Source organism: Actinospica durhamensis (assembly GCF_018139695.1).
Classification (GTDB): Bacteria; Actinomycetota; Actinomycetes; order Streptomycetales; family Catenulisporaceae; genus Actinospica; species Actinospica durhamensis.
Map to the genome: position 1 here is coordinate 1 of NZ_JAGSOG010000252.1, position 12,666 is coordinate 12,666.

The following is a 12,666-nucleotide window of genomic DNA, read 5'->3' on the forward strand; positions in this document are numbered from 1 at the left end:
GGGCGGTTTGGAGCCTCCCCCCGCAGGGGCGGCCCCGAAGGGCCAAACCTTCATCTCTCGTACAGCACCGCATCCAAGATGCTCATCTACCTACACGCTGAGATCCCTTCTGCGTTCGTGGCACACGCGGATCGAGGCTCATAGCTGCCCGCGGTTTGGCCGTTGTTGTCTGACCACTGGATCTTTCCGGGCTGCAGTCCCTCGGGGAACTCGCCGACGAACTGGCCTCCGCTCGAGTCGTAGTTCGTGAAGAGCTTCTGCCAGCCAGACACCGGGGCCTCGTTGAGCGTGAACGTGTACTTGGTGCCTGCTACCCAGTAGCCGAAAGTAATCGTCCCGGTGGCGTAGCCGTTGGGCGCGTAGAACCAATAGCTGCAGAACGTGCCGGTGGTCACGGGCATGTAGCTGACGGAGATGCAGGCGTAATTGTTGTTGGAGTATGTCCAGTCGATCGGGTTTCCGCTGTTGTCGGTAGCGGAGAAGTACTGCGAGGAACCAGGGCAGTTCGTGGTGCCGGAGTGCAGTACCTGCGTGCTGGCAGTGAGGCAGTCGACCCAGTTTCCGCTGCTCGGATCGTTCGCGTACTGCTGCTGATAGGTCGTGCATGAGGTGTGGCTGTTGTCGAACCCGCCGATGAACGCATTGGCGGGGAGCGCTCCAGCGATCAGCGCGAGGGCGCACACCGAGACGAGCACGAGCACACGCTTCACCGAACCTCCTAAGGGCTCTGGCGCAAGGGCAGGGGCGGCGTGAGAGATATCAGAGTCCGGATGCAGCTGAAAAGACGCTAGCAAGCCAGCGGACCCCAGCCATGCGGGTTCTGACCACGAAGTCGCCTGTCGGCGATCTAGGCGAGTAAGCGGGCTGGGCCCGGGCGGCTACGCGAGCTGCACGACCCCGGTTCTCTGCCGGCCAGGCGCGGGTTCACTGCCGGACGGCGCGCAGCTCGGGCGGCGACTGGCGAGGTCGAAATCCATCCTGATCAGGCAACATAAGCGCATTATGTAGATTGATCGACTGCTGATTTTGATAAGCCGCCGAGGCCCGCGACCTGTGGGCGGGCGCTCCCCTCGACCATCTGCCCGGTGCGTGACACCATGTCGCGGTGTCCAGCAGAGTCCTCGCCGTCTGTGTCTTTGCCGCGATCGGTATTGCCGGCCCCACCGCGAGCTACCTCCTGGTGCGCCGACGCGGCGGTCCTCGAGCCACCACCCGCAACCTCGCGCTCGACCTGGCGACGGCGGTGCCCTTCATGCTGTGCGCCTCGGTATCGCAGCTCTACAACCGGCTGCACTGGCTGTTCTACGTCTCGGTCGCGATCGCGGTGGTGTCCTACGTGCGGCCACTGCTTGAGCGGAGGCGCGCCCGGAGTCGAGTGCGGGACGTAATCGACAGGTAGGCGGCGACGGTTGATCAAGCAGATCCCGGCGGCCCTTCGCAATCACGGTCTGGCCACGGCTCGGCCAAACCGTCCGCGTGCGGTCGCGGCGGGTCGCTAGCGTCCGGCGCATGACTCGTCGCCCCGTTTTCGCGCTTACCGCCCTCGCCGCCGCGTCGCTCGCCCTGGCCGGCTGCTCGTCCAGCCCCGGCACGTCGAACGCGGGCAGCCAGACGATCGTGGTCACCGATACCGCGACAGGTGCCGCCGCAAAGCCGTCCCCGTCGGCTGCCGCGTCGTGCAGCCTGCCCGACAACCAGGATCTGATCGTGCGCGACGACGACCCGCAGGCCTCGATCATCGCCTCCGAGATCGGAGAGGTCGACCTGGGCAACTGCGTGACGGAGCTGTCCGAGTTCCAGCAGACCGCGGGTCAGGGCGCCGGGGAGTGCACGACTATCGCGTGGGCGAAGGACAATCCGGGGTACGACGCCAACTCGGTCCCAGCGCCGCCGCTCAAGGACGTGATCGAGTCCGCCGGGCCGGGGTGCTGAGCAGCCAGACGCACGCCGGATCGGGCGGCGGATCGTTGGGTTGTAGCCGAAGCGGAATTGAAGGCTTACCAGGACGCGAGTATCGCTGCGGTCCGCAGCGTTGCCGGTGGGCGGGCGGTGGCTGAACAAGTCCGCGCACTCGGGCTGCTGCGCTATGAGCTGGCCGTCCCGACGTTGATCAAGTTGTGGCAGGAATGCCCGGTCGACCCGGTTGCGGTGGACGCAGCCCACGCACTGTTCGGGATCGGGACCGCCGTGGCCCGCGACGTGCTGCGGCAAGGAATCCACGACCACGATCACCTCGGCCGGTTCATGGCGCTGAAGGTGATGTTCACCGACGAGGGGACGGCCTGGGACAACGTCAGCCATCTGTTCGCCGACGAATGCCTGGCAACCCTGGCCGGACAGATGGCCGCCGTCGGGGCTCTCGGCTTCCTGTCACCACAGTCGTTCTCGCGGTCGGGCCCGCAATGGCACTCCGACGCGTTGCGCGACTTGGTGTCGCAGGACCGCCGCCGGCTTGACCTGTGCGTCGACCTTCGCGACCACAAAGTCCTTGGCCGGCCGGCCCGCCAGGTACTCAAGTACGCCGATCCTGCCGTGACCGGCCCGGCGCTCAATGCTGCCGGAACGGCGCGGGCGGCGCGGACCCGGCCTGTCGCCCGGCCATTGCAAGCGGGGGATCTCGTTGCGCGGTATGAGAATGGGGACCACCGTGGCGTGTGGCGCGACCTCGGGAACGTCGCTGACCTGGACGGCCCGTGGCGCGCCGAGGCCGAGCAGGTGGCCGTACTGACCATGGAGCGCGTCCGGCGCAACGCCCGCAACCTCGCCGCCGCCCTCATAGCCCGCGGCTGGCCGGTCAGCCTGGAGCAGGCGCTGCCGGGAGCCGCTCCCGACGTCGAGGACCGGCTCAGGCGAGTGGAGCAGGTCACAGGGTCGGCGGTGCCACCGGCGCTGGCAGCCTACTGGTGCATCGTCGGCACGATCGACCTCGTCCCGCGCGGCACCTGGGATGCCCCGTTCCCGCCCGGCGTGCCGGAACAGCTCACCGTCGCAGACCCGCTGGAGATCATCGACCTCACCACCGCGTGGTTCTCGGTCGAGCAGTGGCAGGGGCGGTCCGGGGAACTGCATCCCGAGATCGCCGGACCGCTGGAATTGACCATCGCCGCCGACTACCTGCACAAGGCCGATATCAGCGGCGGCGCCCCCTACTCCGTCTGGCTGCCCCACGCCGGCGCCGATCCGCTCGTCCGCGACGAAGAGCACGGTCTGACCTTCACCGACTACTTGCGGCGGGCATTCGCGGACAAGGGATTCCTCCGGCTTGACCGGCAGGACGAATGGGTGGCCCACGGCGTCACCCTCGAGGACCTGGCAGACGTCGCCGACTGGCTGGCGAGTGTCGAATACGAGCACGTGGACTTCTGACCCGAACCGGGGCCGGATCCCCCCAACGCCGAACCTACTTCACGAGCGCGACGGCCTTGCTCACGGTCTGTTCGACCAGGGAGACCGGCACGCTGCCCTCCTGGGCCTCCGCGATGATCTGGACGAGGGCGTTGCCTTTGCGCACGACGACGATGTCTGCGTTCACGGTGAGCCCGGACACGGTCGCGGCGACTGCGAAGGCGTACATCTTGTCGCCGTAGGACGGGAACGAGAGGTCTTGTAGCCGGTAGGTGACGGTGTGGCCTGAGATGGTGTTCGTGAACGTACGGCAGGTCGAGGTCGCCGAGCCGAACGCGGTCCACGCCTGGGAGACCTGGGTGACGCTGCCGGCGTCGAGTTTCTCCGCGAGCAGGTACTCGCCCTGGCTGTCCGCGAAGTCCGCTTCGGCGCGCTGGGGGGGTTTGAGCCACGCTCCGTTGTCCAGGGCTTTACATGACGGGCCGCTGCCGCTGCTGCCGCCGGGTGTCGTCGTGGTCCAGCCGGCTGGGAAGTCGTTGACGGTGAGCAACTCCGCGCTGAGGCTCGCGTCGGTGCTTGCGGCCGGGCTCGCGTCCGTGCTCGCGGTCGTGCTCGCGGTCGAGGATGCCGTGGCCGGCGGAGTCGAGTCGGCGGCGGCCGGCAGCGTCTGGGGCTGCGCTGCGTTCGAGGAGCAGCCGGCTGCGAGCAGTGCGGCGCAGACGGGCGCGGCCATGAGGATCTTGCGGTTCATCGGTACCCCTTTGGTGGGACGAGACGACGCGTCGAGGCTACGCAGCGGGCATGACCCTGGTGGCGGATTCGCCTGATCGTGACCGGGGTGCGGCGTATTGAGGGCCGTGCTGAGCACGGCGTTGGGTCGATGGGTGAGGGCCCGAGTCGCGGGAGAACGGGGCGGAGGGTTCGATGGAGTCATGAGCGAGGAACCGGCGCTCGCCGACCATCCCAACCCGAACGCGGTGCTGCGCGGCGGGCCGCTCGACGGGAGCCTCATCCGGGTGCACGACTGGACGCCGGTGAGTTTCGCCGTCGACAACGAGCTGTACGTGTACCGGCCGACGGACGAGCTGGATGACGAGCACTGGACGCTGCGCGTGTACGTCATCGACCACATCGAGGTGCTGCCGCCGGTGCGGTTCTACACGTGAGCCCGCGTGAGCCCGCGTGAGCCCGCTGCAGGACCGTGTCCCGGGTCGCGCCTGCGCGGCGCCCGTGGTGTGCTGAAGTATGGAAACGTTCACGCCCAATGCGTACCTGGTGGGCGGCCCCGTGCCGGTCGGCAGCGCGGTGAAGGACCCTCGCGTGGTCACGCTGCCCGCGGGCACGGAACTCGCCGAGGATGCCGCCGAGGACGGCAGCGGGATCCATGTCTGGCGGCGCACCGACAAGATCCGGTCGTTCGAGGGCCTGGACCTGCGCGAATACGAGTACGTGGGGCCGGCCGGGTCGTAGTCGGCTCTGCGTGGCGCCCGCGGGGTGGGCAGTGCTCGCCCGGCGGCTCGACTCGCAGACCCGGTGAAGTAGTGGTCTCCTGGGTTCATGGACGATCACTCGCGTCCCCAGGGCAGCCCGGGGCCACCCAACGCCGTCCTGCGCGGCGGGCCGTTCGACGGCAAGACGCTCGTGGTCGACGAGCTGCTGCTACCGCTCGCGATCGGCGACGGGGGCAGAAGCCCGCATTTCGTCTACCGGCCGACCGGTGAACCGGACGAGGAATACCCCACGCTCATGCGGTACGAGCTGGACCACGCCGAGGGCACCTGAGGCCGGCGGCGCGCTCGGGCTCAGTACACGGCCCAGCCCGCGAGGACGGCCACGTGGCCGCAGGGCGCGAAGGCGACCCAGTCCCGGCCGGTCGAGGTGCCCTTCTCGGCGAATCGGCCCTTGGGTTCGACCTCGCAGCCGGGGCAGACGGCTTTGTGGCCGCCCTCGCCTTCCCAGGCGGCCTCGAGATCGACCGCGTCGACCTCCACGAAGGACGGCTGCGGATCTTCCTGGAACGGGTCCCGTTCGTGGGTCGACATGGCGCACTCCTCCCGCCTCGACTGCGGCGCCGAGGCGGGTGCCCGCTGGGCGGGGGTTTATTCACGCGGCGGGGCGGGCGGCTGGGCGAAGCGCAGGACGTTGCCGTATGGGTCGATGACCTGCATCGTCGGGCCGCCGGGGGCGTCGGGCTGGACGCCGGGGCGCTGGGAGGCGTAAGGGCGGGCGAGGAGTTCGCGGTGCAGGGCGTAGACGTCCCGGACGGGGACCCAGGCCACGCCGTTCGGGCTGCCGTCGCCGTAGTGCTCGGACAGGTGCAGGACGGCTTCGGAGCGCGAGACCTGCGCGTATACCGGCATGTGCGGCTCGAACCGGTGCTCCCAGTCGAGGGTGAAGCCGAGGTAGTCGGCGTAGAACGGCAGCGCCGTCGCCATCTCCATCACCCGCAGGATGGGGATCGCGCGGCTGATCTCGGGCGCGGCCGGGGTCGGGCTCTCGCTTTTGGTCAGCGTGGCGGACAGCACATTCCAGTCCTTGGCGGCGAGCTGATGGGCGATCAGTTCGAGCGCGAGGCTGTGCGGGATGTCCGTGCCCGCCGCCGCGAGGTCCTCGCGCAGCCGCTTGGCGAGCTTCTTGGCCAGGTCGATGTTCGTAGACGCCATGATGCGTCGGCCTCCTACGCGGTCGTGTTCGCCGATGCCCGCGTTGTCGGCTTCCGCCGCGTTCGGTGAGCCTGCACGATGGCGGTGGCCCCGGGCGCGTTCACCGTGCTCCGGATACCGGAGTGCGAGCGGCAGGTCGCGCCGACCTACGTCGATTTTACCGGCCGGTCGGCGGCTGCGCCAGGAATCGACGCCACGTCAATTCACCCGTGGCACACGTGGAACACTTCGTGGCACGGGCTCGTTAGCGGCAGCATGAGCAAACTCGGTACCACGGATCTCGACGTATACGGGCTGTGCCTGGGCGGCAACGTCTTCGGGTGGACGGCCGACGAGGAGGCCAGCTTCGCCGTGCTGGACGCCTACGCGGCCGCGGGCGGGAACTTCATCGACACGGCGGACGCCTACTCGGCCTGGGTCAACGGGGAGGGCGGGCAGTCCGAGACCATCCTCGGGCGCTGGTTCGCCGCGCGGGGCAACCGGTCCTCGATCGTGCTGGCCACGAAGGTCAGCCGGAAGCCCTCGCGGCTCGGGCTGTCCGCCGCGAACATCCACGCCGCCGCTGACGAGTCGCTGCAGCGGCTCGGGACCGACTACATCGACCTCTACTACGCGCATCACGACGACGAGTCCGTGCCGCTCGAGGAGACGCTCGGCGCGTTCGACGAGCTTGTCCGGTCGGGCAAGGTCCGCCACATCGCGGCGTCCAACTACACCGCGCCGCGCCTCGCCGAGGCGCTCGCGGTCTCGCAGCGCGAGGGCTTCGCCCGCTACTCGGCCCTGCAGAACCACTACAACCTGCTCGAGCGCGCCGACTTCGAGGACTCCCTCGCTCCGCTGCTGCTGGCGGAGTCGATCCCGGCACTGCCCTACTTCGGGCTGGCGCGCGGGTTCCTCGCCGGCAAGTACCGGCCCGGGATCGAGGTGGACTCGGCCCGGGCTCAGGCCGTGACGGGCTATCAGAATGACCGCGGATGGGGCGTTCTGGAGACGCTGGACGGCATCGCCTCGGCGCACGGGGTGCCGGTGGCCGCGGTGTCGCTGGCGTGGCTCCGCTCGCAGCCCGCGGTGGCGGCCCCGATCGCCTCCGCGCGCACGGTCGAGCAGCTCGCCGACCTGATCGCGAGCGTCGAGCTCGAGCTGTCCGGCGAGGAACTCGCGGCGCTGGACACCGCCAGCCGCGTCACTGCGGGCGAGTGAGGAACCTGAGCACGGCGGGACCGGCGAGCGCGCGGAACTCCTCGAAGTAGGCGTGCCGCGCGCCCTCGATCAGTTCGACCCCGGCTCGCGGGATGCGTCCCGCGATCAGGTGGGCGTTCTCGGTCGGGTTGAAGCGGTCGTCGGTGCCGTGCAGGACGAGCGTTTCCGCCGCGATGTCGGGGAGCAGGTCCCAGGCGTCGTGGCGGTTGCTCGCGACGAGGTGGCGGCCACGCGCGTAGTCGGGCATGCCGGCGTCGCCGGTGGTCTGGTACGGGCCGGGATGCGCGGCGAGCCAGCCGGGCGTGTACATCAGCTCGGCCAGCACCCGTGCGGCCGCGGTCCGGTCGGGCTGGGCCAGCGCGCGGCGGACGTCGTTGCCGCGCTCGACGGCGTGCGGCCCGCCGGGCGAGGTGCAGCCGAGGACCAGACGTCGCACCCGATCCGGATGCCGGGCGGCGAGTACCTGCGCGGTGCGGCCGCCCATGGACGTGCCGTAGACATCCGCGCTCTCGATGCCGAGCGCGTCGAGGACGGCGCGTGCGTCCTCGACGAACAGGTCGATGCTGTACGGCACGTCGGGCTTGTCGCTCGCGCCGGTGCCGCGGTAGTCGAAACTGACGGTGCTTCGGTCGGCGTGGAAGTCCTCGCGGACGCCGTCCCACCAGTGGTGCGTGTTCGCCTGCCCGGCCAGCAGCAGCAACGGCGGGCCGCCGCCCTCGACCTGGTAGGCGATACGCGTGCCGTCAGGCGCGGTGGCGAAGCCCGTCGTCACGCGATCTTCTTCGTCATGAAGACGCTGAGCGGATCGGGCACGTAGTCGGCGAAGGGCTCACAGTACTCGAAGCCGCAGCGCTCGTAGAGGGCACGGGCCGGGGCGAAGAAGTCCTCGGTGCCGGTCTCCAGGCTCAGCTTGGTCACGCCCATGCGGGCGGACTCCGCCTCGATGTGGGCGAGCAGCGCGGCCGCGACGCCGCGACGCTGGAAGGCCGGGGCGGTACGCATGGACTTGATCTCGGCGTGGGTGCCGTCGAGCTGCTTGATCGCGCCGCAGCCGGCCAGGCGCCCCTCGTCACGCAGCGACCAGAGCGTGACGGCAGGATTCCGCAGACCCTCGAGATCGAGCGCGTGCATGCTCTCGGCCTGGGGCGTGACCCGCGCCATCTCCGCATGGTGCTCCTGCAGGAGTTCGATAATCTCGGAGCCGGTCAGGTCGTCTATCTCGATCTTCACGACGCTCATGCTACCCAGGAGGCCCCGCGTGGCTGCGAAACGGACCTCGTTGTGCCTGATCAGCAGGGGCGACGGGGAGTCGGCCGAACTGCTGCTGGGGCTCAAGAAGACCGGGTTCGGCAAGGGCCGGATCGTCGGGCCGGGCGGGCATCTGGAACCCGGCGAGAGCGCGGCGCAGTGCTGCGTGCGCGAGGTCGTCGAAGAGGTGGGGCTCGAGATCGAGGAGGGCGATCTGGTGCGGGCGTGCGGCGTGCTGTTCCGCTTCCCGACCCGGCCGGAGTGGGATCTGCACGTCGCGGTCTTCCAGGCACGCCGGTTCCAGGGCGAGCCGGCCGAGTCCGACGAACTGGCCCCGGCCTGGTATCCGATCGCGGATCTGCCCTGGCACGGGATGTGGCCGGACGAGCGCCTCTGGCTGCCGCGGGTACTGGCCGGGGAGGTCTTCGAGGCCGAGATCACGATCGGGGCGGACGAGGAAACCGTGACGAATGCCGTGTTCCACGTGGAGCATGATGCATAGCGACGCATAGGCATCCATTGAGGAGCCCGGCCGTCGCTCAGCCCTTCGCGGCGAGGATGAGATCGATGACGCGGGCGACGAAGCGGTCGAACACCGCGTCCGGATCCATGTCGGTGGTCTCGCCGCCGGCGAAGGCGGCCGCCAGGTGCGGGTACGCGCCGGTTGCCACGGCCGATCCGAGATACGTGGCGAGCTCCGCCTGCCACTGGGCGCTGCCGCCGGCCTCGCGCTGATTCGCCTCCCACTGGGCGAACTGGCAGATGGAGCCGTTGAGCATGGCGAACAGCTCCATCTTGGTGCCGCCGGAGAGCGGGGACGCGGCCATCACGGCGAGGAAGTACTCGGTGCAGCGCAGCGAGTTCGGCCCCATCGAGGGCCGGGTGAGCACAAGCGCGGGCGTCCACGGGTGGCGGCGCATCGCCGCGATCCCCTGCCGGGCGAAGTCGGCCAGATCCGCACGCTGATCTCCGGACGGCTGGTCGGGCAGCCGCCACTCCCCCGCCACCGCGTCGAGCATCAGGTCGAACAGATGCTCCTTCTTCGGCACGTAGGTGTAGAGCGACATCGTGCCGGCGCCGAGCGCGGCGGCGATCTTGCGCATGGACACCCCGGCCAGACCCTCGGCGTCGGCCAAGGCGATGGCCGTGGCGGCGATGGCCGCGCGGCTGTGCGCGGGCGCCGGACCGCGGGTCGCCCGCTCCGGACGCAGCCAGATCAGCTCGGGCCGCTCGTTCGTCATCTCGTTGCTCACCACGGTCGAGTCTAGACAACCCGTACACCGTACGTAGTACACTCGCCGCATGAAAACGCCGTACGATGTACCAAGTAGCGTGATCGCCGTGGCCGGGCTGCACAAGCACTACGGCAAGACCCACGCCCTGCGCGGCCTGGACCTGGCCGTTCCCGCCGGCACGGTGTGCGGGCTGCTCGGGCCGAACGGCGCGGGCAAGACCACCGCCGTGCGGGTCCTGGCCACCCTGGCCGCGCCGGACGCGGGCGAGGTCCGGATCGCCGGCTACGACGTGGTCCGCCAGGCCGACGAGGTACGCCGACGTATCGGCTACACCGGGCAGCACGCCGCGCTCGACGAGGGCATCACCGGGCGGGAGAACCTGCGCCTGCTCGGCCGCCTGCACCACCTCGGCGGACGTGAGGCCGCCCGCCGCGCCGACGAACTGCTGGAGCGATTCGCGTTGGCGCAGGCGGCCGACCGGCTGGTGCGCACCTACTCGGGCGGGATGCGCCGCCGCCTCGACCTCGTCGCGAGCCTGATCACCCGGCCCTCGGTGCTCTTCCTCGACGAGCCGACCACCGGGCTCGATCCGCGCAGCCGCAACGAGATCTGGTCCACCGTCAGGGAACTGGCCGCCGACGGCACCACGGTCCTGCTGACGACGCAGTACCTGGACGAGGCCGACCACCTCGCCGGGCAGATCACCCTCGTCGACCAGGGCGTGGTCATCGCGAACGGGTCGCCCGCCCAGCTCAAGGAACTCATCGGCGCGCGGATCGAGGTGCAACTCGCGGACGCCGGGCGCCTGGAAGTGGCCGCGCGCGTACTAGCCGAACTGGCCGGCGGCGAGCCGGAGACGGACGCCGACGAACGCCGCGTGACCGTATGCACGACCACGGCGGCGGTCGGCCTGCCGCAGCTGGTCCGCGCACTCGACAGCGCGGGCGTCGAAGCACTCGACGTCGCCCTGCGCACCCCGACCCTCGACGAAGTCTTCCTCACCCTGACCGGGAGCGCCGCATGACCGCCATGCCGACCACCGCCAACGCCGACGCGACCGCGGCGACCGCCACGGCCACCGCCGTCACCCGCCGCCCGCTCACCGACGTCTGGGCCCTGACGCTGCGGGTGCTCTGGTACTACAAGAACTCCCCCGGCCTGGTCTCCGTGTCGCTGGCCGCGCCCCTGGCCATGCTGGTCGTCTTCGGCTACGTGTTCGGCAGCGCGATCTCGGCGCCCGGCGGGGAGAACTACCGCAGTTATCTGATGCCGGGGCTCTACGTCCTGATCGCGGTCAACGCCGTCATGCCCAGCATGGTCGGCGCCGCGCGCGATCTCGAGCGGGGCATGACCGACCGGCTGCGCACGATGCCGATATCGCGCGGCGCGACGCTGCTCGGACAGGCGCTGGCCGACATGTTCGTGAGCGCGGTCGTGCTCGCCGCGATGGTCGGGGTCGGGCTGGCCGTCGGCTGGCGCGCGCACGACGGCGTCGGCCGCGCGGCCGCGGCGCTCGGGCTGCTGCTCCTGCTGCGCTTCTGCCTGGTCTGGCTCGGCTTCTACCTCGGGCTGCTGTGCGGCCGCGAGGAGATCGCCGCGCAGGCGGGCATCCTGGTGTTCCCGATCGGCATGGTCAGCAATGTGTTCGTGCCCACCGCCGGCATGCCCGCCTGGCTGCGCGCCGTCGCCGAGTGGAACCCGGTCAGCTGCGCCGCCGCCGCATGCCGCACCCTCTTCGGCGACTCCGCAGGCACCGCCACCCTCGCCTGGTGCGCGGCGATCCTGCTCGTCTTCGCCCCGGCGGCCGTCCGCAAGTTCAACCGCCACGGCCGCTGAGCGAGGGGGTCGTCCGGCCGGGGAAACCGGACGACCCCCGGCGACGCGGCTGGTCTAACGTCTCGGTCATGGACTCCGACCCGATCGTCTTGACCCTTGACCGCGCGACTGCTCAGGCGCTGTGGCACATGCTCTACGAAGTGGGCGAACACTGGGCAGCCGGTGCGGACCTCATTCCCCCGCCGCCCAAAGAGATGGAGCAACTCGGCGGCCTCCTCCGAGCCGTGGACACGGCGCTCGGCCGCAATACGCCACGATTCGCATAGTTCTGCGGAGGCCACCGTCGCGCAGTGGCGATCTCAGAACCGTCCCCAGATCGATCGGGTGGCCGGCGATCGACCCCGGCCACGCGATCGATCCACGTCGTCACACCCCTGCCGGCGCGCCACACTCCGGGCAGAACTTCGCGCCCTGCGGTACTGCTTGGCCGCAGCCGGTGCAGGCTGCGGGGTCGGTGAGTTTGTGGCCGCATTCGGGGCAGAACTTGGCGCCGTGGACTTCGGCGTGGCATTGGGGGCAGACGAGTTGGTGTTGCGTCAGGACGTCCATGCCCTGCACGGACTGGGCGCCGGCTTCGGTGGCGGCGGAGCGGGCGGCGGATACCTGGCCTTCGGCGCGGGCCTGTTCGACCTCGGTCTGGAGGTCGGGGGCGCAGTGGCGGCACATGCCGCGGTCGGCGTTCCAGCAGTTGTCGCACACGTGCTGGGTGCAGCGGGCGCAGCGGTGGAAGTGGGCCTGGGCCTTGCCGATGGCGCGCTGGAACGCGGCGTCGCGGGCGCGGTGCCAGCCGGCGTCGGCCAAGCCGCCGACGGTGTTCGCCACGTCCCAGCCCACGTTGGAGGCCGCGTTGGAGGCCATGCCGCTGGCTCGGCGCAGCCAGCCGGTGGCTCGGCCGAGGGTGTAGTTCTCGAAGCCGGAGCGCCAGGTGTCACCGCACCGCTGGCAGTAGAACTCGAACTCGAAGCCGGCGTCGTCGCCGCCGGGCTGGGACAGGTCGCGACTGTTCTCGGTGAACCACAGTTCTTCCGGCACGGTGCCGTCTCCCCCTCGGATCGCTGCGCACGCCCACCGCGCGCGGCTGGCACTTGCGTACCGCACGGCGACGCGCTGCCGCAAGAGTCGGGACGGGGGACGGGGAC

The 12,666-nt window shown here is 70.1% G+C and carries 19 protein-coding genes; 11 read left to right on the forward strand and 8 right to left on the reverse strand.

The window, feature by feature from the left end; genetic code table 11:
- Window positions 1–86 precede the first annotated feature (86 nt).
- Window positions 87–710, reverse strand: coding sequence for a hypothetical protein (locus tag KDL01_RS32445; protein ID WP_212532494.1), 624 nt, complete (start codon window positions 708–710; stop codon window positions 87–89).
- A gap of 395 nt (window positions 711–1,105) precedes the next feature.
- Between KDL01_RS32445 and KDL01_RS32450 the strand changes: the two genes are divergently transcribed.
- From KDL01_RS32450 to KDL01_RS32460, 3 genes are all read left to right on the forward strand, one after another.
- Window positions 1,106–1,399, forward strand: coding sequence for a hypothetical protein (locus KDL01_RS32450; protein ID WP_212532495.1), 294 nt, complete (start codon window positions 1,106–1,108; stop codon window positions 1,397–1,399).
- A 110-nt stretch (window positions 1,400–1,509) separates the two neighbouring features.
- On the forward strand, window positions 1,510–1,932 hold the full coding sequence (locus KDL01_RS32455) for a hypothetical protein (protein WP_212532496.1): 423 nt from the start codon (window positions 1,510–1,512) through the stop codon (window positions 1,930–1,932).
- A 117-nt stretch (window positions 1,933–2,049) separates the two neighbouring features.
- Entirely contained in the window at window positions 2,050–3,366 is a 1,317-nt protein-coding gene (locus KDL01_RS32460) for a hypothetical protein (RefSeq protein ID WP_212532497.1), read from the forward strand.
- Between the two features lie 34 nt (window positions 3,367–3,400).
- Here KDL01_RS32460 and KDL01_RS32465 read toward each other — a convergent pair whose 3' ends face one another.
- Window positions 3,401–4,096 carry a hypothetical protein gene (locus tag KDL01_RS32465; protein ID WP_212532498.1) on the reverse strand — a complete coding sequence of 232 codons (696 nt, stop codon included), beginning with the start codon at window positions 4,094–4,096 and terminating at the stop codon, window positions 3,401–3,403.
- A gap of 181 nt (window positions 4,097–4,277) precedes the next feature.
- On the opposite strand from KDL01_RS32465, the gene KDL01_RS32470 reads away from it, so the two are divergent.
- The 3 genes from KDL01_RS32470 (at window position 4,278) to KDL01_RS32480 (ending at window position 5,127) form a co-directional block, all read left to right on the forward strand.
- Window positions 4,278–4,511, forward strand: a complete 234-nt coding sequence (locus KDL01_RS32470) for a hypothetical protein (RefSeq protein ID WP_212532499.1) — start codon at window positions 4,278–4,280, stop codon at window positions 4,509–4,511.
- Between the two features lie 79 nt (window positions 4,512–4,590).
- The gene (locus KDL01_RS32475) at window positions 4,591–4,815 is read left to right on the forward strand and encodes a hypothetical protein (protein ID WP_212532500.1); all 225 of its coding nucleotides are present in this window, start codon (window positions 4,591–4,593) and stop codon (window positions 4,813–4,815) included.
- An 87-nt stretch (window positions 4,816–4,902) separates the two neighbouring features.
- Window positions 4,903–5,127, forward strand: a complete 225-nt coding sequence (locus KDL01_RS32480) for a hypothetical protein (protein ID WP_212532501.1) — start codon at window positions 4,903–4,905, stop codon at window positions 5,125–5,127.
- Window positions 5,128–5,147: 20 nt separating this feature from the next.
- On the opposite strand, the gene KDL01_RS32485 is transcribed toward KDL01_RS32480, so the two are convergent.
- Together KDL01_RS32485 and KDL01_RS32490 are read right to left on the reverse strand one after the other, a co-directional pair.
- Window positions 5,148–5,387 carry a hypothetical protein gene (locus KDL01_RS32485; protein WP_212532502.1) on the reverse strand — a complete coding sequence of 80 codons (240 nt, stop codon included), beginning with the start codon at window positions 5,385–5,387 and terminating at the stop codon, window positions 5,148–5,150.
- Window positions 5,388–5,444: 57 nt separating this feature from the next.
- Entirely contained in the window at window positions 5,445–6,008 is a 564-nt protein-coding gene (locus tag KDL01_RS32490) for a glyoxalase superfamily protein (RefSeq protein WP_212532503.1), read from the reverse strand.
- Between the two features lie 255 nt (window positions 6,009–6,263).
- Between KDL01_RS32490 and KDL01_RS32495 the strand changes: the two genes are divergently transcribed.
- Window positions 6,264–7,208, forward strand: a complete 945-nt coding sequence (locus tag KDL01_RS32495) for an aldo/keto reductase (RefSeq protein ID WP_212532504.1) — start codon at window positions 6,264–6,266, stop codon at window positions 7,206–7,208.
- Here the strand turns inward: KDL01_RS32495 and KDL01_RS32500 are convergent.
- The gene (locus KDL01_RS32500) at window positions 7,192–7,980 is read right to left on the reverse strand and encodes an alpha/beta fold hydrolase (protein ID WP_212532505.1); all 789 of its coding nucleotides are present in this window, start codon (window positions 7,978–7,980) and stop codon (window positions 7,192–7,194) included. The genes KDL01_RS32495 and KDL01_RS32500 overlap by 17 nt on opposite strands.
- The gene (locus KDL01_RS32505) at window positions 7,977–8,447 is read right to left on the reverse strand and encodes a GNAT family N-acetyltransferase (protein WP_212532506.1); all 471 of its coding nucleotides are present in this window, start codon (window positions 8,445–8,447) and stop codon (window positions 7,977–7,979) included. Before KDL01_RS32505 ends, KDL01_RS32500 begins: the two co-directional genes overlap by 4 nt.
- A gap of 19 nt (window positions 8,448–8,466) precedes the next feature.
- Here KDL01_RS32505 and KDL01_RS32510 point away from each other — a divergent pair, with 19 nt between their 5' ends.
- Window positions 8,467–8,958, forward strand: coding sequence for an 8-oxo-dGTP diphosphatase (locus KDL01_RS32510; RefSeq protein WP_212532507.1), 492 nt, complete (start codon window positions 8,467–8,469; stop codon window positions 8,956–8,958).
- 37 nt (window positions 8,959–8,995) lie between these two features.
- Here KDL01_RS32510 and KDL01_RS32515 read toward each other — a convergent pair whose 3' ends face one another.
- A complete protein-coding gene (locus tag KDL01_RS32515) occupies window positions 8,996–9,709 on the reverse strand; it encodes a TetR/AcrR family transcriptional regulator (RefSeq protein WP_212532508.1) in 714 nt (237 codons plus the stop codon).
- Window positions 9,710–9,758: 49 nt separating this feature from the next.
- Between KDL01_RS32515 and KDL01_RS32520 the strand changes: the two genes are divergently transcribed.
- From KDL01_RS32520 to KDL01_RS32530, 3 genes are all read left to right on the forward strand, one after another.
- The gene (locus tag KDL01_RS32520; RefSeq protein ID WP_212532509.1) at window positions 9,759–10,715 is read left to right on the forward strand and encodes an ATP-binding cassette domain-containing protein; all 957 of its coding nucleotides are present in this window, start codon (window positions 9,759–9,761) and stop codon (window positions 10,713–10,715) included.
- Window positions 10,712–11,527 (forward strand): ABC transporter permease, encoded by an 816-nt coding sequence (locus KDL01_RS32525; RefSeq protein ID WP_212532510.1) that lies wholly within the window; start codon window positions 10,712–10,714, stop codon window positions 11,525–11,527. The genes KDL01_RS32520 and KDL01_RS32525 overlap by 4 nt, the downstream gene beginning before the upstream one ends.
- Before the next feature lie 68 nt (window positions 11,528–11,595).
- Window positions 11,596–11,793: a hypothetical protein gene (locus tag KDL01_RS32530; protein ID WP_212532511.1), complete on the forward strand. Its 198-nt coding sequence runs from the start codon at window positions 11,596–11,598 to the stop codon at window positions 11,791–11,793.
- Between the two features lie 100 nt (window positions 11,794–11,893).
- Here the strand turns inward: KDL01_RS32530 and KDL01_RS32535 are convergent, their stop codons facing one another.
- The gene (locus KDL01_RS32535) at window positions 11,894–12,559 is read right to left on the reverse strand and encodes a zinc ribbon domain-containing protein (protein ID WP_212532512.1); all 666 of its coding nucleotides are present in this window, start codon (window positions 12,557–12,559) and stop codon (window positions 11,894–11,896) included.
- Between the last annotated feature and the right edge of the window lie 107 nt (window positions 12,560–12,666).